General features: G+C 68.9%; 22 protein-coding genes. 12 read left to right on the forward strand and 10 right to left on the reverse strand.

What is annotated here, in order from left to right; all coding sequences use genetic code 11:
- Positions 1-64 precede the first annotated feature (64 nt).
- Positions 65-700 (forward strand): hypothetical protein, encoded by a 636-nt coding sequence (locus AB0H37_RS19235; protein WP_329085039.1) that lies wholly within the window; start codon positions 65-67, stop codon positions 698-700.
- 6 nt (positions 701-706) lie between these two features.
- Here AB0H37_RS19235 and AB0H37_RS19240 read toward each other — a convergent pair whose 3' ends face one another.
- From AB0H37_RS19240 to AB0H37_RS19250, 3 genes are all read right to left on the reverse strand, one after another.
- Positions 707-1,081 (reverse strand): DUF397 domain-containing protein, encoded by a 375-nt coding sequence (locus tag AB0H37_RS19240; RefSeq protein ID WP_360614093.1) that lies wholly within the window; start codon positions 1,079-1,081, stop codon positions 707-709.
- A 102-nt stretch (positions 1,082-1,183) separates the two neighbouring features.
- Complete coding sequence (locus AB0H37_RS19245) at positions 1,184-2,035, reverse strand: helix-turn-helix transcriptional regulator (protein WP_329085037.1); 852 nt, start codon at positions 2,033-2,035, stop codon at positions 1,184-1,186.
- A 362-nt stretch (positions 2,036-2,397) separates the two neighbouring features.
- A complete protein-coding gene (locus AB0H37_RS19250; RefSeq protein ID WP_360614095.1) occupies positions 2,398-2,934 on the reverse strand; it encodes a DUF2716 domain-containing protein in 537 nt (178 codons plus the stop codon).
- Positions 2,935-3,067: 133 nt separating this feature from the next.
- On the opposite strand from AB0H37_RS19250, the gene AB0H37_RS19255 reads away from it, so the two are divergent.
- On the forward strand, positions 3,068-3,712 hold the full coding sequence (locus AB0H37_RS19255; RefSeq protein ID WP_360614193.1) for a Type 1 glutamine amidotransferase-like domain-containing protein: 645 nt from the start codon (positions 3,068-3,070) through the stop codon (positions 3,710-3,712).
- A 23-nt stretch (positions 3,713-3,735) separates the two neighbouring features.
- Here AB0H37_RS19255 and AB0H37_RS19260 read toward each other — a convergent pair whose 3' ends face one another.
- Positions 3,736-4,290, reverse strand: coding sequence for a flavoprotein (locus AB0H37_RS19260; protein WP_360614097.1), 555 nt, complete (start codon positions 4,288-4,290; stop codon positions 3,736-3,738).
- A 118-nt stretch (positions 4,291-4,408) separates the two neighbouring features.
- Positions 4,409-5,038, reverse strand: a complete 630-nt coding sequence (locus AB0H37_RS19265; protein WP_360614099.1) for a hypothetical protein — start codon at positions 5,036-5,038, stop codon at positions 4,409-4,411.
- Positions 5,039-5,500: 462 nt separating this feature from the next.
- On the opposite strand from AB0H37_RS19265, the gene AB0H37_RS19270 reads away from it, so the two are divergent.
- Entirely contained in the window at positions 5,501-5,992 is a 492-nt protein-coding gene (locus AB0H37_RS19270; protein ID WP_360614101.1) for a hypothetical protein, read from the forward strand.
- Positions 5,993-6,299: 307 nt separating this feature from the next.
- Here the strand turns inward: AB0H37_RS19270 and AB0H37_RS19275 are convergent, their stop codons facing one another.
- Both AB0H37_RS19275 and AB0H37_RS19280 read right to left on the reverse strand, forming a co-directional pair.
- The gene (locus tag AB0H37_RS19275) at positions 6,300-7,397 is read right to left on the reverse strand and encodes a hypothetical protein (RefSeq protein WP_360614103.1); all 1,098 of its coding nucleotides are present in this window, start codon (positions 7,395-7,397) and stop codon (positions 6,300-6,302) included.
- 145 nt (positions 7,398-7,542) lie between these two features.
- The gene (locus AB0H37_RS19280; protein WP_360614104.1) at positions 7,543-8,556 is read right to left on the reverse strand and encodes a helix-turn-helix domain-containing protein; all 1,014 of its coding nucleotides are present in this window, start codon (positions 8,554-8,556) and stop codon (positions 7,543-7,545) included.
- A 118-nt stretch (positions 8,557-8,674) separates the two neighbouring features.
- Here AB0H37_RS19280 and AB0H37_RS19285 point away from each other — a divergent pair, with 118 nt between their 5' ends.
- The 4 genes from AB0H37_RS19285 (at position 8,675) to AB0H37_RS19300 (ending at position 12,532) form a co-directional block, all read left to right on the forward strand.
- Positions 8,675-9,562: an NAD(P)-binding domain-containing protein gene (locus tag AB0H37_RS19285; RefSeq protein WP_360614106.1), complete on the forward strand. Its 888-nt coding sequence runs from the start codon at positions 8,675-8,677 to the stop codon at positions 9,560-9,562.
- Positions 9,559-10,182, forward strand: a complete 624-nt coding sequence (locus tag AB0H37_RS19290) for a maleylpyruvate isomerase N-terminal domain-containing protein (protein ID WP_360614108.1) — start codon at positions 9,559-9,561, stop codon at positions 10,180-10,182. Before AB0H37_RS19285 ends, AB0H37_RS19290 begins: the two co-directional genes overlap by 4 nt.
- 1,129 nt (positions 10,183-11,311) lie before the next feature.
- Complete coding sequence (locus AB0H37_RS19295) at positions 11,312-12,058, forward strand: helix-turn-helix transcriptional regulator (protein WP_360614110.1); 747 nt, start codon at positions 11,312-11,314, stop codon at positions 12,056-12,058.
- A 3-nt stretch (positions 12,059-12,061) separates the two neighbouring features.
- Positions 12,062-12,532: an NUDIX domain-containing protein gene (locus AB0H37_RS19300; protein ID WP_329085018.1), complete on the forward strand. Its 471-nt coding sequence runs from the start codon at positions 12,062-12,064 to the stop codon at positions 12,530-12,532.
- A 186-nt stretch (positions 12,533-12,718) separates the two neighbouring features.
- Here the strand turns inward: AB0H37_RS19300 and AB0H37_RS19305 are convergent, their stop codons facing one another.
- Genes AB0H37_RS19305 through msrA form a run of 3 tightly spaced genes read right to left on the reverse strand, consistent with a single transcriptional unit; the run spans position 12,719 to position 14,118 of the window.
- Positions 12,719-13,135, reverse strand: a complete 417-nt coding sequence (locus tag AB0H37_RS19305) for a PIN domain-containing protein (protein ID WP_329085016.1) — start codon at positions 13,133-13,135, stop codon at positions 12,719-12,721.
- Positions 13,111-13,422 carry a hypothetical protein gene (locus tag AB0H37_RS19310; RefSeq protein ID WP_329085014.1) on the reverse strand — a complete coding sequence of 104 codons (312 nt, stop codon included), beginning with the start codon at positions 13,420-13,422 and terminating at the stop codon, positions 13,111-13,113. The genes AB0H37_RS19305 and AB0H37_RS19310 overlap by 25 nt, the downstream gene beginning before the upstream one ends.
- Before the next feature lie 45 nt (positions 13,423-13,467).
- Positions 13,468-14,118, reverse strand: a complete 651-nt coding sequence (gene msrA / locus AB0H37_RS19315; RefSeq protein WP_360614113.1) for a peptide-methionine (S)-S-oxide reductase MsrA — start codon at positions 14,116-14,118, stop codon at positions 13,468-13,470.
- A 73-nt stretch (positions 14,119-14,191) separates the two neighbouring features.
- On the opposite strand from msrA, the gene rarD reads away from it, so the two are divergent.
- The 5 genes from rarD to AB0H37_RS19340 all read left to right on the forward strand — a co-directional run bounded on the left by rarD (position 14,192) and on the right by AB0H37_RS19340 (position 19,898).
- Positions 14,192-15,082 (forward strand): EamA family transporter RarD, encoded by an 891-nt coding sequence (gene rarD, locus AB0H37_RS19320; protein ID WP_360614115.1) that lies wholly within the window; start codon positions 14,192-14,194, stop codon positions 15,080-15,082.
- 37 nt (positions 15,083-15,119) lie between these two features.
- The gene (locus tag AB0H37_RS19325; RefSeq protein WP_179837774.1) at positions 15,120-15,479 is read left to right on the forward strand and encodes a hypothetical protein; all 360 of its coding nucleotides are present in this window, start codon (positions 15,120-15,122) and stop codon (positions 15,477-15,479) included.
- Between the two features lie 380 nt (positions 15,480-15,859).
- Positions 15,860-17,230 (forward strand): cytochrome P450, encoded by a 1,371-nt coding sequence (locus AB0H37_RS19330; protein ID WP_329085007.1) that lies wholly within the window; start codon positions 15,860-15,862, stop codon positions 17,228-17,230.
- Positions 17,227-18,147 (forward strand): terpene synthase family protein, encoded by a 921-nt coding sequence (locus AB0H37_RS19335; protein ID WP_360614118.1) that lies wholly within the window; start codon positions 17,227-17,229, stop codon positions 18,145-18,147. The genes AB0H37_RS19330 and AB0H37_RS19335 overlap by 4 nt, the downstream gene beginning before the upstream one ends.
- Positions 18,144-19,898, forward strand: a complete 1,755-nt coding sequence (locus tag AB0H37_RS19340; protein WP_360614119.1) for a prenyltransferase/squalene oxidase repeat-containing protein — start codon at positions 18,144-18,146, stop codon at positions 19,896-19,898. The genes AB0H37_RS19335 and AB0H37_RS19340 overlap by 4 nt, the downstream gene beginning before the upstream one ends.
- Positions 19,899-20,025 lie beyond the last annotated feature (127 nt).

A 20,025-nucleotide genomic window follows, 5' to 3' on the forward strand; every position in this document is an offset into this window, starting at 1 on the left:
TTTCTCTGCACATAGCAGGATGCATCGGGCAGAATCGAACCGACGGCGGCTTCGAGGACGGCAGATGATGCTTCGACGGCCCTGGTCCACCGGTGGTAGCGGGCTCGTGTACCGCCTGCTCCTCGCCGTGGACCTGGAGAAGTACAGTCACCTGGACGCGCAGCGGCAGCTCGCCGCTCAGAAGGACCTCCGCAGGCTGCTCAACGGCTGCGCGCGACGGACCGGGCTGCGCACCGGCGGCTGGTACCGCCAGCCCGGCGGGGACGGGGAACTCGTCGTCATGCCCGCCGGCGTCGACATTCCCCACGTGGTGGGCGCCTTCACGTCCGACCTCGAACGCGCGCTCGCCGAGCTCAACAGGGAGAGGCCCACCCGCCTGCGCATGCGGCTCGCCCTCCACCACGGCACCGTGATCGAGGGACCGCTCGGCCCGGCCGGCGACGCCCCCGTCGTGGTCTCCCGCTTACTGGACGCGGCACCGCTGCGCGAACATCTCAGCGAGCACCAGGACCGCGACCTCGCCCTGGTGGTGTCCGACACCCTGTACAAGGACGTCGTGGGAAGCGGCTTCTGCGCCCTGAAGCCCTCGGAGTTCTTCCGGCTCGAAGTAACGGTCAAGGAGAAGCCGTACAGCGGTTACATCCACCACGCCGACCGCATGCCGCCGGACCGGCTTGCGCTCCCGGTGTCCGCGGCGTGACGCCGCTCAGTCCGGGGAACCGTCGTGACTCCTGCGGATCGAGCGCCGCAGGAGCAGCCACTGCGCCTTCGTGAGCGCCAGGACGGCGCTGGGACGGTCCTTGGAATCGCGCATCAGAACGCAGGCGCCGTCAAAGGCGATCTCGACGCAGTCCCCCGCACCGCTACGACTGCTCTTTCTCCAGATCACCCGCGAGCCCTCCGTCCCGTCCACACCCGCCCCTTCCGACCGCCTGCCGCCGGACGCGGCCGCCAGAATTGCGGGGCACAACCGTGGAGGAGTTCCCGCAGGACGACCCGGTTGCGGAACGGCGACCTTCCGTTCGGGTGAACGTCCTCTGGCTCGGCCATGCCCTTCGGCGCACGATCCCAGGCGCACCACGGTCCTGCGTCGTGCTCTGTCAAGGTCAGAGTGTAAGTGTTGGCCGAAGATCAGGCCATAGGAGTACTACTCACCCGCGCGAACGGTGACCGCGGGCGCGATTCACAGTGATTCCGCGACCGTGTTGAGCAGGACCGCCGAACCTTCCGGCCCGAGCGAGTCGCGGCGCAGCACCTCGAACTTCTCGCGGTAGCGGACGACTTCCTCGCGATAGTCCCGGCCGATCAGTTCCCCCTGCGCGCCTTCCAGGTAGAGAACGTCGTCATCTTCGGGTTCGAGGAACTCAATGAGCTTGAACGGGCCGCTCAGCCCCGGATGGGCGCCCTTCCCGAATGGAACGATCTCGATCGTCACATTGGGGCGCTTCGCCATGTCGAGCAGGTGCGACAGCTGGGCGCGCATCACGGCGGCGCCGCCGACCAGCCGCCGGATGGCCGCCTCGTCGACGACGAAGAAGAACCGGGGAGGAGCGTCGCCCTCGAAGATCTCCTGCCGGCGCAGGCGCACCTCGACCAGTTCGGCGATCTGCTCGGGGGCGTCCCCGCTGCGCAGGCTCGAAAGGATCTCGCCGGCATAGGCGCTGGTCTGCAGCAGGCCCGGGATGATCAGAGGCTGGAACTCCCGGCAGACGCCCGCTGCCGACTCGAAGCCGATCAGCTCCGCCAGCTGCGGGCTGAGCACCCGGCGATAGGCGTTCCACCAGGCCGTTTCACGTGCCGCCCGCGCCAGCCCGAGAAACTCGTCGAACCGCTCCGACGCCACCGCGTACTGCTGGAGCATGACGCGCACGTCGCTCACGGCGACCCTGACCGTTCCGCCCTCAATGCGAATGATCTTCGAAAGCGACCATTCCAGGGCTTTCGCCGCCTGCTCCTGCGTCAACCCGGCGGCCTCGCGCGCCCTGCGCAGCTCGATCCGAAGGCGCCGCTGGTGAACAGTCGGACTGTCCGGCATGCCCCACACCTTCCACTGATCTGCCAGAAGGCAGACAGCTACCTTCCCAAGAGCCTAGGGCGCAAAGACTAGTGCACCAATAGCCGCCCGGGGCGGGAACGCCCCGAGGATTTGCCCAACCTCGAAGACTTGGCGTCCACAAAAGAACACAAACCGTCACATGCGACACGTCCAGTACCCACACTGCCAAGTACCCGCAATCCAGGCTCAGCCGACCCACCCGCATCCCGTCCGCACCCCGGTTCCACGCGGCCGGGCACGGACCGGGCTCCCTTGTGCGGTTAGGCCGTCGTTCCAGGGCCCAGGCCACGGCCGCCTTCAAGCAGTTGGGCCGACGACAGCGCTGCCCCCTGCCCATGCCTTCAGAGCATGCGGCCGTCGCGACGGAGGACGCTGCTCAGGACGTTGTTGTTCCGTGCCTCGACAGCCTCCAGCAGCCGTTCGCCGTAAACGCAGAGACTGGCTTCCCACGGATGTCCGAACGTCCCGAACGAGAAGTCTTGCGCCAGGAAGATGTAGTAGTCGTCGTCAGGAAAGACGGGGACGACCCAGGAATTCTTGTTCTCCGGCTCGGTCATGCGATGAGGCCAGAACCGGTAGCAAGGATGCTGCCAGTCCAGGGCGTAGAGCCACTCTTCCCGTTCGACGCAACTCTTGAAGGCATCATTGAGCAGCGCGTTGACGTCGTCGGGTTCTACGGCGGGGCCCCAGGCCCCCGTTGGAGATGTGGGACGTTCCTGAGCAAGGTCCCACGTGACGGACGGGACGGGCTCACGGATGCTCGGCCACCGGCCGGAGTCGTAGGTACGCTCAAACGAGGCGAACTCCCCGTAGGCGTCCCATACCTGGAACGACTCGGAGTCGGAGAGCCCTGCCCACGTCGGCGGACCATCCGTCATCTGACACTCCCAGGTTCGGTCAGCCACACTCACTCGGCACCGGTCGTCCACGCTGCGGCACCGTCGCCCCCATCTTCCCCCACCGTGAAGGTGCACTGGTGATCTATGGCGGGCCTAGGGTTCTCGGGTGCGCATGTATCTGTCCTCGTGGCGGACCGGGAAGCATCCGGAGCGGATGCTGCGGCTGCTGGAGAGCCCCGGCGGGGCGCGGGCCGCAGTGATCGCCAATGCCGTCGACGCCCTGCCCCTGGCCGAGCGTCGTGCCGCGGCCGAGCGCGAGATCCACGCGCTCACCGACCTCGGACTGCGGCCGGAGGAGGTCGATCTGCGTGCGTTCTTCGACCAGGATCAGAACCGCGTCGCGGCCGAGCTCCGCGCGTTTCCCCTGCTCTGGGTCCGGGGAGGCAACGTCTTCGTCCTACGTCAGGCCCTGGCGAGAAGCGGCGCCGACCGAGCGATAACCGAGTTGTTGCAGCAGGACGCCGTCGTTTACGCCGGTTACAGCGCCGGCGCCTGCGTCCTGGCCCCGGACCTGCACGGGCTGGAGCGGTGCGACGATCCCCAGGCCGTCCACACCGCGTACGGAGCCCCGGCCCGCTTCGACGGCCTGGCCGTCATCGACTACGCCGTGGTACCGCACATCGACTCCCCCGGACATCCTGAATCCGAGATCCTCGGCACGGTCGCCGACCACTACCGCTCGCAGGGCATCGCCCACCGCACGCTGCGCGACGGCCAGACCATCGTGATCGACGGCAATGCCACCGCCGTCCACTGACCCGCCCTCCGGACGCCGCCGGTTCAGCCGTTGAGGATGCCGCTCAACTCCGTGAGAACGTCCTGCCAATCCGGCATGCGCGCGTGCGCGGGAGCGGCAGGGTCGAAGAGGACGTGGACGCCCATCGAGCGGAGTGCGTCCAGATTCCGGCCGAACGCCACATGCCCGGCCAGCTCGGCCTTGACCTGCGGGACCGCCAGCGTCGGCACGCCCATCCCGACGAGCTCGCAGAGCATGCCCACGGCGACCGTGTCCGTGATGCCCAGCGCCCATTTGTTGATCGTGTTGAACGTGGCCGGAGCCACCACCACGGCATCCGCGGGCGGCAGGCCGTTCGACGTCTCGTGCGGCTGCCGGAAAGCGGTCCGCACCGGGCCACCGGTCAGTGCCGCGAGCCGGTCCAGGTCCAGGAACTTGGCGCCCATGGGGGTCGCGATCACCCGGACATGCCAGCCCGCCCCCTGAGCCGGCCGCACGAAGCTCTCCAGATCGGACGCCGCACCGGCCCCGCACGCGATCGCGTAGAGCACCTTCGCCGCAGGCCGTTCACCGAATCCGTGCTCCTCGTCCGCATCCACATCAGCAAACTACGTCAGGTAGCGAACCGTCCCGTCTGTGCGGGGCTGCGGAAACGGCGAGATAAGGGTGTTCAGACCAGGCCGTGAGCCCGGTCTGAACACCCCCGTGTTCCTGCGCTCAGGCGAGCGGCAGGGCGATCACGACCGCGATCACGGCCACGACGTTGTGGACGGTGTGCACAAGGATCGAGTCGAGCAACCCGTGTGCGGACCTGAACTTCGGTTCGGTGGACTCGGCGCGCCGAACGCCGCGCAAGTACACCCAGGTGAGCACCCCACCGGTGAGAGAGAGCGCGAGTGCGCCGGCCACCGGAACACCAGCGGCCAGGTGCATGAATCCGAAGGCGAGCGCCAAGAGGATCCGCGTTCCGGCCGTCTGGTTCTCCGCGCCGTTGCGGAACTGGAGTTCCTCCACCATCGCGAAGACCGGAAGAGCCGCGACGAATGCCAGGATCATCGCGACGCTGACCACGATCCCCACGACGGCGGTGCCGCGCGTCAGCCCGAGTGAGAGGTTGCCGATTCCGCCGATGGCCTGCCACCAGCTCCAGGTGAGGAAGTCCCACCCCGGTGCCTCGAAGACGACCACGCCGGCGAACGTCACGCCGAACGCAGCGGCCCCGGTGGCGATGTGGCGCGCACGCATTTTCCTGAGCATGCGGTAGGCCAACCGGTAATCGATCTTGCGGGCGGCGTACGCGGCCGCAATCGTCATCAGGACAGCGATGAGCAGCGTAATGACCTTCATTGGTATCTCTCCTTTGTAATGACGCCCTAGGCGTGCTTCAGAGAGAACCGTCCGGGAATGACCGTCGCCAGCCACCGGCTCTCACCCGTCAGAGCTTGGTCGAGCACCGATTCCAGAGATTCGGGCGACGCCTGGATGAGGAAAGCGCGACTACCGCCCGGCGGCCACCTTCACCTGGTGACCTTTTCGTGGAGGGCCAGGCCCCAGAGCCGAAGCGTCACTCGCCCCGCACATGATCGCGTCGAGCACCTTCGTCGCGGTCACCGGCCCGTCCCAGGACGGAGCACGGCATCCGCGCCCGGGCTCTCGGACGCCGTCACACGCACGACGAACGCCAACCGCAGGACGGTCACCGACCTAAGTCCGCTTGCACAGGTGGAACGCGCTCGGACCGTCCTTTGTAGATCACGCGCAAACCAGACATGGACGACTCCGTCGTCCCGAACACGAGGGAAATCACTCATGAACCCTTACCGCATCGGGCCGTTCGTGGTCCGCGTGCACGACATCACCGGCAACAGCTGGGAAGAGGTCGGAAAGAGGGCACTGGACGCGGCGCGCGGGGCCTTCCCGCCGAACACCCGCCTCCAGACCTGGGGCTCGATGGGCGGCCCGTGGAAGTATCCGCCCGCTGCGCTGAACTCCGACGACCTCTACTGGGAAGGCAACCTGAGCGTCAGCGCCCACGACGGCGACAAGGCGTTCGGATGCGTCCCGCTGATCTACCGGGAGACGGCCTGCAGCCGGCTCCTGGTGATCGATGACGTGACCGGCGACAGCCCGGACGAGATCGCCCGGAAGGCGCTGCAGGACGCTCGGGTTCGCGAGGTCTTCGGCGAGGACGAAGAGGTCCAGGTCGACTTCTTCCTGGACCTGGAGACCAGGATGCCCGACCACCTGACCACCACGGACCGCTACTACGTCTCGTCCGTGTGGGTCGGTTCGCTCGACTGACAAGAGAGCCGCGCCACACCTGTGCTCTCAGGGCCCTTCCCGCGCCCCGCTCGGGAAGGGAGACGCTTCCGCGTCGCCCGAAGGATCGTTCTATCGATCCCCTGGAAGTCCGCTGGCCTCCCTCTACCCGGAACGGGAGAGGGAGGCCAGCACGTCTTTCCGGGGAAGTGGACGAGAGCAACGGCCGGGACGCCGGGCTCCGAGACCTGGTTCCCATCGGCGGAAATCACACCTCGGGACGGCGAAGGCCCTGCCACCTATGCCGTCAGGACCTTGCGGAGGTGCCCATCGCACGCTGGCCGCTCGGTCAGCGTCGGCGCTCGATGAACGGGAGGCCGGCGAGGGAACTGGGCAGGCCGGTCGACCAGATCGAGCGCGTTCCCGGCACCCGGGCCAGGTCACGGATCCAGACGGCGGTGCCGGGGCGTCCCTCGCCGCTCTCGGCGGTCCAGCGGCCGCCGCTGTAGTGCAGGTAGCTCTTGTCGTCGTCGACCGTGCTCACCGACACCCAGGCGCCTTGGTCGCCGTCGTCGGCGAGCGCGGGGAAGTGGTAGGCGTACGGGGACGCGGGGATCGTCGTCGACGTCCAGCTCTTCCCGTCCCAGTGCATGAGCTCGGGGGTCGCATAGCCGGTGCTGGCACGGTAGGCCCAGACGCTCGTGGCCGAGACCGGCACGATCTTCGCGATGTAGGTCTGCTCTTTGGACGGGTACCGGATCGTGCTCCACTTGGTGCCGTTCCAATGCAGCATGGCCTCGGTCGGGCCGTCCCCCGGGATGTCACAGGTGCAGGCGATCCAGATGTCCTTCGCCGACCGGACGGCGACGGTGGAAGCACTGACCATCGGCACCGGAGTCTTCCGGCGCACCCAACGTCCGTTCTGGAAGCGCAGGGCGACGGCCTTCTTCGCCTGTGAGTCGTACCCGAGCGACCAGGCCGGCCCGCCGCGCGCCGCCGAGACGATCTGCAGATACGTGGGCAGAGGGGACGGCATGGTGGGTTTGACCCCGGCCGGGTAACCGACCCTGCGCCAGGCGGTGCCATTCCAATGCAGCGCCGGCGAGCCGTCCTCGTTCAGGTAGATGCCCCAGGCGTTCCGCGGTCCGGCGGCGGCGAGGTCGACGACCTGGCCCGTGCCCGGCGGCAGCACCTGGCGCTGCCACTGCCGACCGTTCCACGCCAGCATGACGGGTCTCCCGCTCGACGTCGCGTCCTCGATCCCGGCCGCCCACGCGGCCTGCGGCCCGGCCGCCGCGATCTCGGTCACCACCCCGAGACCGTCGAGAGGCGGGGTGGGCACATTTTCCCATTCCAGGGGTGCCGCAGCCGCGGTGGACGGCGTGAGCAGCAGGCCGGAGAAGGCGGCGGCCCAAGTGGTGACGCGGAGGACTCGATGTACTGCCATGAATACTCCCGGGGCGGTTAGGCGGCACCCTAGCGACGATCTTGCCGCCATTTACTGGCAAGCTATCGGGATCTACCTATCCCAAGATCGCTCCGCTCAAACAGACAAATCCGTTCACATGAGCTACCGTCCAGGCCAACGAGTGTCAGGGACGGGCGGACGGCTCAGGCACCGTGCGGGGGAAGGCCCGGCGGTACTCGCTGGGCGGGATCCCGACATGCTTGAGGAAGTGGTGGCGGAGGTTGTTCGCCGTGCCCAGGCCGGTCAGCTCGCCGATCCGCTCGACCGAAAGGTCCGTCGATTCCAGCAAGTGCCGGGCCTGTCCCAGGCGCTCGTTGAGCAGCCACTGGACCGGGGTCGTCCCGGTGGCGGCCTGGAGCCGACGGTAGAAGGTCCGCGGGCTCATCGCGGCGCGCCGCGCCAGGTCCTGGACCGTCAACGGACGGTCCAGGCGGGCCCGGGCCCAGTCGAGGACGGGACCGACTCCCTCGTCATCGGTGCCGGCCACGGACATGGGGATGAACTGCGCCTGGCCGCCGGCGCGGTGGGCGGCTACGACCATCCGGCGGGCGAGCTGGTTGGCGACGTGGGCGCCGAGGTCGCGGCGGACCAGGTGCAGGCACAGGTCGAGACCGGCGGTCAGCCCCGCGCTGGTCAGCACGTCACCATCATCCACGTACAGCACCGAGGCGTCGACCTGGACCTTCGGGTAGCGCTCCGCCAATTGGGCGGCGTGCATCCAGTGGGCCGTGGCTCGACGGCCGTCGAGCAGCCCGGCCTCGGCGAGTGCGAACGCGCCGGTGCACAGGGAGACCATGCGAGCCCCCGCGTCGTACGCGCGGCGCAGCGCCGCGATCAGCGCCGGACTGAGCGGCGCGCCGTCCTCGACGCAGGCGTCGGGCACCGAGGGGACGATGACCGTGTCGGCGCCGGCGAGATCGTCCAGCCCGTAACGGGTCCGCAGCGCGAGCCCGGCGCCGGCCGCCGCGCCGTCCCGGTCCGGCGTTCCGGTCCCGCACAGCCGCAGGTCGTACCAGGGGTCGGCCAGGTCGGCCTGGGGCTTGCCGAAGACGGTGCACGGGATGCTCAGCTCGTAGAGGTCCCAGGAGGGGACGTCGATGTCCTCGGTCACGACCACAGCGACAGAACCGGCACCCATGCCCCGAATGCTATGGCAGGAATTTGGTGACACCCGTCATTACTGTCACTGGTCCGGTACCAGGCTCCCTGCGAACGTGATCCACACATGTTCTTCCAGGACACTCCAGGGGCGTGAGATGGATTCCGAAAAGCAGGCCGTGACCGTCATCGGGCTGGGGTCGATGGGCTCGGCGCTCGCCGCCGCGCTGCTGGACTGCGGTCACCCGACCACAGTGTGGAACCGTTCGCCGCACAAGGCCGCTCCCTTGGTGGAGCGCGGCGCGCTCCTTGCCGCGACGCCCGGGGAGGCGGTCGCGGCGAGCCCGCTCGTCATCGCCTGCGTACTCGACTACGACGCGCTGTACGGCGTCCTCGACCAGGACGCGAGCGCGCTGGCGGGCAAGACGCTGGTCAATCTCACCTCCGGCGCGCCGGAGCAGGCGCACGAAGCGGTCGGATGGGCCCGGGAGCGCGGCGCCGACTACCTCGACGGCGCCATCATGACCACGCCGCCCGGCGTCGGCGGTGCCGAGGTGATGTTCCTGTACAGCGGTCCCCAGGCCGTCTTCCAGTCACACCGTCCGACGCTGGCGGCCCTCGGCGACCCCCTCCACCTCGGGGAGAACCCGGGGCTGGCCTCTCTCTACGACGTCGCCCTGCTCGGCCTGATGTGGTCCACGATGACCGGCTGGCTGCACGGCACCGCGCTGGTCGGCGCGGACGGCGTCGCGGCCACCGACTTCACCTCCATCGCATTGCGCTGGCTGAGGACCGTGTCGGTGTTCCTGACCACGTACGCGCCGCAGGTGGACGCCGGCCACTACCCGGGCGACGACGCCACCGTCGACGTGCAGATCGCGGCCATCGGCCATCTCATTCACACCGCCGATTCCCGAGGCGTCGACAACGCCCTGCCCGAGCTGATGAAGACCCTCATGGAGAAGACCAAGGCGGCCGGCCACGGCCTCGACAGCTATGCCAGCGTGATCGAGGTCCTGAAGCCGCGAGAAGAGGAGGGCGAGTGACCACGGCACCGACCGCACACAGCGGTCCGGCCCCGGCACCCACGACGCCCTGGACGGGCCTGTTGCGGGCAACCGCCGACGAGTGCCTGGACCTCCTGTCCGGCGCTGCCGGCTCGGACTGGACACGCCCGGCCCACGACCTGGACTGGACATGCCGCGAAACGCTCGATCACCTCGCCCTAGGGCTGATCGGCTACGCCGGCCTGCTCATCGCCCGGCCCAGCGACCGCTACATCGCCCTCTTCGCCTCACTCGACGCCGGCGCCCCCATTCCCGCCTGCCTGGAAGGGATCGGTATCGCCACCTCCCTCCTCACCTCCGCCGTCCGGGAGACGCCCGCCGATGCGCGCGCCTGGCATCCCTGGGGCCATTCCGACCGCACCGGGTTCGCCGCCATGGGGATCACGGAGCTGGTCTGCCACACCTACGACATCGCCCACGCCCTCGGCGTACGGTGGACACCGCCCGACGAGGCCAGCGCCGCCGTCCTCGACCGGCTCTTCCCCGACGCGCCAACGGCGCACGCTCCATCCGACGCCCTGCTGTGGTGCACAGGCCGCGTTCCGCTGCCGGAGCGGCCCCGGCAGGCGAACTGGCAGTGGAACGGCACCGTGCGCTGACCAGCTGGCGGCGCCGCGCTCACCGAGGACACGAATCTTCGCGGGGCGCCGTGCTCCCGCGGCAGGCCCCCGCGCTGTGGAACGCCCACGCCCCCGAGCTGTGGCGACGCCTCACCGCCCCACCGTGGACGGCCCGCTCGTACCACACCGCCCAAGCTGAGGAAGGCCCCGCGCGAGGGCCCGCCGCATGAAGTGCCGGGCAGCGGCTTCCAGGACGGGCGACGCTTGAGACGGAATTGCCGACACGACGCCGGCTGACTCTCTTCGGTCGCCCCTCCGGGTGGCCTTCGGCCATCGACCGGCCGACCATGTCAGCGCGAAAGGGAAGCCGCGGCCCCGACTTGTCGCAGCAGATCTTTAGAAGGCCCCGCCTCTCTGCCATGGGGGCAAGGCAGAGAGGCGGGGCGGCGGACGACAACAACGGTCATGCTCCCCGGCTCAAGACCGCGCGTCACCGCCATGAATGAGGGACGACTTCTGAGCCCGCCCCATAGAGTCGTCCCTCTTGTGGCCTCCCGGAGGCGCTTGATTGGCGCTGAGATGCGGGAACGAACTTGTGGACAGGCCACGGCCAGGCCGCCGGATTCCGCAGCGCTTCCCGCAATTCGTCAGGGGTGGCCGCTTCCACCAGCCGCGCACCATCTTGCGAGGTGGCCAGAGCCCACCATGTCCCGGTTGCGCGTCCGTACCAGGTGACCGCACCGGCCGACGCGTGCCTACCCATCGGCTCGCGCGGCTAGCCGGCCCTTCACTGCCACCACCGCGTCAGGAACGTGCGCATCATCGGCCGGAGCGATCGCACCACCACCAGCGAAGACGAACCACAACTCACCCCCACAGATCGCCCGCAGATCACAACGCACCCCCACCGGCGGCCCACACGCGGCCGAAACCGCCAGCAGCGGAAGTGACTCAGCGATCTCCACCGCGTACCCGTGCGACCTGAGCGCCTTCGCCAGCGCCCAGACCCGCAACCGCCGCGCCTCCGTCACCTCCGAAGCTTCCATTGCCATGGGGAGTCGTCCCTTCGTCGTGGTGTCGTTGCACGTCAAGGCTTCGCCAGGACATAGGGACACCAGAACTTCGCAGAAGGGCACCCTAGGGACGTCTTGGTGACATATAACGTCCCATGGCCGTTAACGAGCGACTACGCACCGCCCTGGTACGTGCCGGACTCAACTACGCCCAGTTCGCCGAAGCCGTAGGCGTGGACCCCAAGACCGCCGAGCGATGGGTCAGCACGGGCAGGACTCCACACCGGACCACCGCCTACAAGGCCGCACGCGCTCTCCGCGAGGACATGGCCTATCTATGGCCATCTCTGGAACAGGGCCGCCGCAGGCGGGGACTCCACCCCGAACTGATCGCCCTACACGACACCCGCGCCGACGCCCCTTTCGACCTATGGCGAACCCTCTTCACCAAGGCCCGCGAACGGATCGAGATCCTCGTTTACGCCGGTGTCTTCATTCATGAGCAGTGGCCCGACTTCAATGACCTCCTGCGCGAGAAGGCCGCCGCAGGATGCTGTGTGCGCATCCTTTTAGGCGATGCCGACGCGCCAGCGGTCAGCGAGCGCGGCGACGAGGAGAGGTACGGGCACGGCATCGAGAGTCGTTGCCGTGTGGCCGTCATGCACTACGCCCCGCTGATCGGCACACCGGGGGTCGAGGTGCATCAGCACACGACGACCCTCTATAACTCGATCTATCGCGGTGACGACCAGATGCTCGTCAACACGCACGTGTTCGGTTTGAACGCCTACGCCGCGCCAGTCTGGCATCTACGCCGAGAGCCGGAGGGTGGTGTGTTCGACCGCTACGCCGAGAGTTTTGAGGCGGTGTGGGCACTTTCCCGCCAGGCCGTCAAGGAGTGAGCCGTGGCGCGTACCGAGTACTACGACGATCCCTCCGCACCGGCCCCGAACTCCATGGTCGTCGCTGCCTCCGCAGTCGTCACCAACGAGCACGGCGAAGTGCTCATGCAGAGACGAGCCGACTCCGGGCTCTGGGCTCTGCCCGGCGGGGGGATGAACCTGGACGAGTCTCTCCCGGACACAGCGGTCCGGGAAGTCAAGGAAGAGACCGGATACGACATCGAGATCACGGGCTTGGTCGGCACTTACACCGACCCCCGGCACATCATCGCGTACTCAGACGGCGAGGTACGCCGACAGTTCAACGTCTGTTTCACGGCCCGGCTACTCGGCGGCGAGCTGCACGTCAGCGACGAGTCTCTAGAGGTCCGATGGGTGCCAGCCGCCGAGCTGGACGACTTGCCCATGCATCACACGCAGCGGCTGAGGGTGCGCCACTACCGCGAGCATCGCGGTTCACCTCACCTCGGCTAAGGCGGCGAGCCATCCCTAGCCCGGCGCGTTTTGCAGGTCAGGCGCCACTCGGCGGGGGCGACGCCTACGGGGCAGGAGAGGCCCGTGCCTCCTATGCCGCAGTGGCCTCCGGGGTTTTATTGTCCGAGAGGTACTGCTGGTGGTAGCCGTCAGTGCACATGAGCCGGGGCTGGGGGGCGGGGCGGGTCATACGGCTACTACCTTGATGGCCTTTCCGCAGAGGGTCGTCATGTCGTCCTCGTCGGAGGTCAGCAGGACGACGGGTTTGGGAGCCTGGAGCGCGGTCGAGGCGACGACCGCGTCGATCGCGTATTTATGCCCGTGAAGGCGGTGAGCACGAAGGAGGTCGACGGCCGCCAGGCTGATCTCCTCGGTGACCGGTTCGATGCGGAGCCTGGACAGGTACCAACGGAGCCTGTCCGGCTTGGTCCGGACGTCCTGGGCTTCGATCGGAGTGAGCGCACTGATCACCACGCGGAAGTCGTTGTCCTGGGCTTCGCGGACCAGAGCGGTGACGCGTTGATCGGCCCCGCACCACTTGACCAGGCCCTCGCAGTCGAGGACGAGCGTCCCCGCACTCAGCCTGCTTCGTGTCCGGCCCACTCGGCGCCCTCCTGCAACTCGGGTGCCGCCTTGACCGCACGGAAGAGATCTGCGGCCTCGTCGCGAAGCGCCTGCGGGATCGGCCCCGAGGCGTTCTCATTGGCCTGCAGCGCCTCTTCGAGCAGGTCCCGCTCTATCTGACGCTCGACGGCGGCGTCGACGTAGGCGGAGAAGCCGCGGGCCCCCACCCGTTCACGGACAGCACGGATGTTTCCTGCTCTCAGTGAGACGCTCGCCTTCACCGCCGGGCCTTCACCCAGCCCGAACTCCTTCTCCTCCGCAGTCATGCCCGCAGTTTACTACCTCAAGTAGCAAAACTTCAGTCGTGGCCGCTACTCGGCGGGGGCTACGCCTACGGGGCAGGAGAGGCCTGTGCCGCCTGTGCCGCAGTAGCCGCCGGGGGCCTTGTGGAGGTACTGCTGGTGGTAGTCCTCGGCGAAGTAGAAGTCGGGGGCGGTGGTGATTTCGGTGGTGATGGGGCCGTAGCCGGCGTTGGTGAGGATCTGCTGGTAGGCGTCTCGGGAGGCTTCGGCGGCCTTCTGCTGGACGTCGGTGCGGGGGAAGATCGCTGAGCGGTACTGGCTGCCGGTGTCGTTGCCCTGGCGCATGCCCTGGGTGGGGTCGTGGGCTTCCCAGAAGACGCGGAGCAGGTCGTCGTAGGTGACCTTGGCGGGGTCGTGGACGACGCGGACGGTCTCGGTGTGGCCGGTCAGGCCGCTGCAGACCTCTTCATAGGTGGGGTTCGGGGTGTAGCCGCCCTCGTAGCCGACCGAGGTGGAAACGACGCCGGGGGTCTCCCAGAACTTGCGTTCAGCGCCCCAGAAGCAGCCGAGGGCGAACTCGGCGATCTCGGCGCCGTCGGGGTAGGGCGGCGCGAGGGGGGCGTCGAGGACCTCGTGGCGCGGCGGCACCGGGATGGGCTCGTCCCTGCCGGGGAGTGCCTTTTCCGGAGCGACCATCTGGGTCTTCGCAAAGCCGAACATGCGTCCAGGCTACTCGGCCGCCTGTCAGCACCGTTGTTCCCTTTGGTTGATTACCTGTTGATATGTTGCCATTGTGAAGCGGGGCATGGTGTGCGGGGTCGCGGCGTACGTGATGTGGGGGCTGTTTCCGCTCTACTGGCCGCTGCTCAAGCCGGCGGGGGCCGGGGAGATCCTCGCGCACCGGATCATGTGGTCGCTGGTCGCGGTGGTCGCGGTGCTGGCCGTGCGGCGGAGCCGGGGGTGGCTGCGGACGTTGGGATGGCGGCGGGGCGCGCTGCTGGCGCTGGCGGCGCTGGTGATCAGCGTCAACTGGGGGACGTACATCTACGCCGTCAACAGCGGGCACACGATCGAGTGCGCGCTGGGGTACTTCATCAACCCGCTGATCAGCGTTGTGTTCGGTGTGGTGATCTTCCAGGAGCGGCTGCGGCGGTGGCAATGGGCGGCGGTCGGGATGGGGGCGGCCGCGGTGGTCGCGCTGACGGTCGACTACGGTCGGCCTCCCTGGATCGCACTGGTACTGGCGTTCGCGTTCGCGGTGTACGGCCTGCTGAAGAAGTTCGCCGACATGCCTTCGGCCGAGAGCCTGGCGGTCGAGACGACCGTGACGTTCCTGCCGGCGCTGGGGTTCGTGCTGCTGCTGGAGGGACGGGGCGACGCGGCCTTCGGGCATCACGGCGTGGGGCACGCGGTGCTCCTGGCCGGGGCCGGGATCGTGACGGCCGTGCCGTTGATGCTGTTCAACACTGCGGCGATCAGGCTGCCGCTGAGCGTCGTCGGCATGTTGCAGTACCTGGCGCCAGTGCTGCAGTTCGCCATCGGGCTGTTCGTGCAGAACGAGGAGATGCCGCCGAGCCGGTGGGCGGGGTTCCTGCTGGTCTGGCTGGCCTTGGTGACGCTCACGTGGGACGGGTTGACCGCCGGACGCCGGGAAGCGATGCCCGAAACAGCCCTTAGGGGCTAAAGTGCCGGACGTCACACCCCCGAGGAGGGAGTCGTCGTTGCGTCTGCTCAGCATCACCGTGTTGGGAACAGCGCTCGTTGCGGCGGGCATGCTGGCTCCGGCGACGGGGCAGGCGACGGCGGGCGGGGACGGTCCGGTCTCGGTGGAGCCCCGCGCGGTGCGGCCCGGTGAGCGGGTCCGGCTCTCGGTGCCGGGATGCGCGGGCAGGGTGGCCGCGGGTTCCGAGGCGTTCGCCGGACGGGCCGTGGACGGCGCGGCCGTCGTGAGGCGGGACGCGGCGCCCGGCGCCTATCCGGTCGCGGCACGCTGCGGATCACGGAAAGTGATCGGAGAGGTCCAGGTGGCGGGTCGGGTCGCGTGGCCCGAACTGGTCCCGATCGACCGCGCGGCAAAGTAATTCGGTATAAACCGGAAGAGGGCTCCATTTATCGGATGTCACTCTCCGTGTTCCCCCACGCCTTGTAAATGCCCTTATCGCGGGCTTCTCAGGCATGCCTGTAAGGCCGACCCGGACAATGAGACAACACAACCGGCAAGTGATAAGGGTCACGTCGGAACGGTTGAGATTTCTACCGGCCGAAGCCTTGCCGATGTTAATTGATCATGTGATACTCCCACAGAAAGCTACATAACACCGCAACCTTCCCACAAAGCCCGAATCACTCATTCACGTCGTCCCGCCGCGAGGGGCTTCGTGCGTCCCAGGCGGCCGCGAACCCCGGGACGGCCATCCGCGAGCACTGGTACTCCAACTCAACATCGAGGGGCAGTCGGTAAATGTCCGTTGACGTCGGCGCCGTCCCAGTCCAGAAGGCGAAGAACTTCCCCCTTTACCGCACGGTCGCCGGCTTCGTCCGCGACCCGCTTCGCCAGTTGGAACGGATCAGCACGGAGGGGGACGGCCGGCTCATCCGGCTCGACCTCGGTGCTTCCCACCCCTACCTGGTCACCCATCCCGACCACATCCAGCAGGTCCTGCGGCGCGAGTCGGACATCTTCCAGCGGGACGGGGTGTTCTGGCGGCCGCTGCGCGAGCTGATGGGCGACAGCATCCTCTCCGAGGGCGCCGAGTGGGAGCACAGCAAGCGGGTGCTGCAGCCGGTCTTCACCACCCGCAACGTCAACCGGCTCACCGGGCTGATGGCGGATGCGATCAACGACGCCGTCGGGAAGCTGGAGGAGCCCGCCCGCGCGGGACGGCCGATCGACGTGCTGCCGGAGATGAGCCGGATCGTCAACGAGACCGTGATCAAGGTCCTGTTCGGCGACAAGATCTCCCCGGTCGAGGCCAACAAGCTGATCCCGACGTTCGACCAGATCGCGACCTCGATCTCGGTCCGGTTCCTGCTGCCGTTCCTGCCGCGCGTGCTCCCGATGCCGGGCGACCGGGCGTTCAAGGACGCCGTGCAGGTGATGGACGAGGTCCTGTTCGAGCTGGTGGCGCGCTACCGGGACGATCCGGGCGACGGCAGCGACATCTTCACCGCGCTCTGCCAGGCGCGGACCGAGGACGGCGCGCCGCCGGACGACAAGTGGATCCGCGACAACCTGCTCGCGATGTTCGCGACCAGCACCGAGACCACGACGCTGGCGCTGACCTGGCTGTGGCCGCTGCTGCACGACCACCCGGACGTCCTTGACAGGCTGGTCGAGGAGATCGAGGGCGTGGTGGGCGGCGAACCGGTCCGTCCCGACCATCTTTCGAGGCTGCCGTACGTGTCGCAGGTCGTCCAGGAGCTGCTGCGCCTGTACCCGGTCGGCTGGATGTTCCCGCGCATGGCGACCGCACCGACGATCCTCGGCGGCGTGCACATCGAGCCGGGCGACCCGGTGCTCATCAGCCCGTTCCTCACGCACCGGCTGGGGTCGGTGTGGGAGCGTCCGCTGGAGTTCGACCCGGAGCGGTTCACGCCGGAGAACTCCCGCGAGCGGCACCGCTACGCCTACTTCCCGTTCGGCGGCGGACCGCACCAGTGCATCGGCCGCCACGTGTTCGACGTCGAGGCGCGGATGATCCTGACGAGCCTGCTGAGCCGGTTCCGCCCGGCGCTTTCCGACGCGATCCCCGCCATGCCGCGCATCGGCGCGACACTGCGGCCGCGGGAGTCGCTGGAGATGACGCTGACCCCGGTCGGGCGGAACGCGTGACCGGGGCGGACACGGCGCCCCCGCATCCCGGAGGCGCCGCGACGCCCGACGCCCTCCTGGACGCGCGGCACGACGGAGCCGTCATGGCGCAGGCCGTGAAGTGCGCCCGCGACCTGGCCAAATGCGCCGAGACCTATCCCGACCTGTTCGACGCCAAGCCGATCGACGAGACCCTGTTCAACGCCGTGGCCTGCGCGAACGCGTTCGGGTCGCCGTGGCTCACCGCGTCCGGGATCCGGATGGCGGCGCGCACCTCGCTGTGGATCTTCGGCCTGGACTGGCTGGTGGACCACGTCGCGACGTCCCGGGACGAGGTGGACGACATCAACCGGCGCTGCCTCGCCGTCGCGGAGGGGGGCGCGCCGGCGCCGGGGGACGGGCTCACCCGGTTCCTCGCCGACATCCGGGACGAGGCCGCCGGGTCGCCCGCCTTCGCGGCGCTGCGCGACGACTGGCTGGCGCAGCTCCGGCGGCTGCTGGAGTGCGGGGCCCGGGAGCTGGCGTGGAAGTCGGGCGACCGGGCCGCGTGGCCGACATTCGACGAGTACCTGGAAAACGCCGACAACTACGGCTCGGCCTGGGTCAACGTCTCGCACTGGATCGTGCACGCCGACCAGGGCGTCCTCGACCACATCGGCGAGCTGCAGGCCGCGAGCCGGGACGTCCAGCAGGTGCTGCGGCTGCTCAACGATCTCGCCACCTACGAGCGGGACGTCACCTGGGGCGACCTGAACGCGCAGATGCTCGGGGTGGAACGTGCCCAGATCACCACGCGGATCGACGAGATCGTGGCGCGCTGCCGCGACCGCGTCCGGCCGCTGCGGCGCGACTGCCCCGAGGCGGCGGCCTACCTCGAACGGCAGATCGGCTTCAGTACGGGCTTCTACGAGCTGAGCGACTACTGGGGGTCGCTGTGACCGTCGAGGAGGTGGGTCCGGAGGCGGCCGAGGCCGCCGATCCCGACCCCGACGATCTTCGCGCGGCCGCCGGCGCGCTGGTGGCCGATCTCGTGAACCATCCGTGGGGGCGGTCGTCCCCGTCCGTCTACGAGACCGGACGGCTGGTGAGCCTGGCCCCGTGGCTGACCGGGGACTCCGGGAGGATCCGCTTCCTTCTCGACACGCAGCGGCCCGACGGCGGCTGGGGACCGCCCGATCCGGGATACGCGCTCGTCCCGACCCTGAGCGCGACCGAGGCGCTGCTGTCCGTGCTCGCCCCGGAGGGGCGCCGCTGGCCGGCCGGCCTCTCCGTCGCCGAGGTGGTCCGCGGCGCCGGGCGCGCCCTGCGGGCCCTCGCGCGGCGGCTCGGCGGCGCCACCGCGGCCGACTTCCCGGACATGCCGGCCATCGAGCACATCACCCCGGCCCTCATCGAGGCGATCAACGGGCACCTCGACCGGCTCCGCGACGACCCCGTCCTCACCGCCTGGTGGACGGGCGGACGGCTGGTCCCGCCCGCCGGGATGGACGGGGCGTTCATCACCGCCGCCAGGGCCCATCTGGAGAACGGCGGCGCCGTGCCGCTGAAGGTCCAGCACGCCCTGGAGGTCGCGGGGGTGTCGGCGCGCCGGGCCGGTGCGGTCCGTCCCGTGCCCCTGCCTGCACCGACGCGCCCCATCCGCGAGCTCTCCGTGGCGAACGGACCGGGACGTTTCGCGACCGTCGGCGCCTCCACCGCCGCCACCGCCGCGTGGCTCGGCGGCCCCGACGTCGACAGGGCCGGCGACCAGGCGGCGCGGCGCTACCTGGAGGCGGCCGTCGAGCAGCACGGCGGTCCGGTTCCCGTCGCCGTCCCGGTGACCAACTTCGAGCGCGGGTGGGTGCTGGGCTGGCTGGCCCGCGCCGGGCTCGCGCCGGCCGTCCCGCCGGAGCTGATCGCCCAGATGCGGGCGTCGCTCGGTGAGAACGGCGCGCCGGGCGGGACCGGCCTGCCCCCGGACGCCGACACCAGTTCCGGCGTGCTGTACGCGTTGTCGCTTCTCGGCAAACCCCACCCGCCCGACCTGCTCTGGAAGTACGAAACGACCACGCATTTCTGTAGCTGGCCCGGTGAGAACGGCCGGTCCGTCACGACCAACGCGCACGTCCTTGAGGCGTTCGGCCATTACCTGGAGTGCGGCGGCGCGGGACCGGCCGGCCGTTACGCGGCGAGCGCGCGAAAAGCGGCGTCCTGGCTCATCGGCGAGCAGTTGGACGACGGCCGCTGGGAGGACCGGTGGCATGCGTCGCCGCTCTACGCGACCGCTTGTGCGGCCCTGGCGCTGAACGAGTTCGGGGGTCCGGAATCGGCGGACGCCGTGAATCGGTCCGTCGAGTGGGTGCTGCGGGAGCAGCGTTCGGACGGCTCCTGGGGACGCTGGTGCGGGACCGCCGAAGAGACGGCCTACGCCGTCCACATCCTGACCCTGGCCCGCCCGTCCGGCGACGCCGCACCTGACTCGGCGGCGCGGAAGGCAGTGGAGCGGGCGGTCCGGCGGGGCGACGCCTACCTCAGAGCGGCCCTGCGGAGCACGCCCGGCGCCCTGACCGGCGGTCCGGGGGACGTTGACTCCGGCAAGCCGCCTCTCTGGCACGATAAAGACCTATATCGCCCAACGACGATCGTGCGGGCCGCGGTCCTGGGCGCCCTTCATCTGGCACGGCGTGACACGAGTGTTTCAGCGCGGTGAATTTCACCACCCTGTCAGAGTGTGACCTGCTTGTACGCCTGAGCCGGAAACCATTCACCTTGAGTGGGTTTGGTGGCGTTGGTAAGGTTCACCGGTGCGTTGCCGATCACACGGCATAGCGCTACCC

This window comes from Actinomadura sp. NPDC023710 (assembly GCF_040639875.1).
In the GTDB taxonomy this organism is placed as follows: domain Bacteria; phylum Actinomycetota; class Actinomycetes; order Streptosporangiales; family Streptosporangiaceae; genus Spirillospora; species Spirillospora citrea.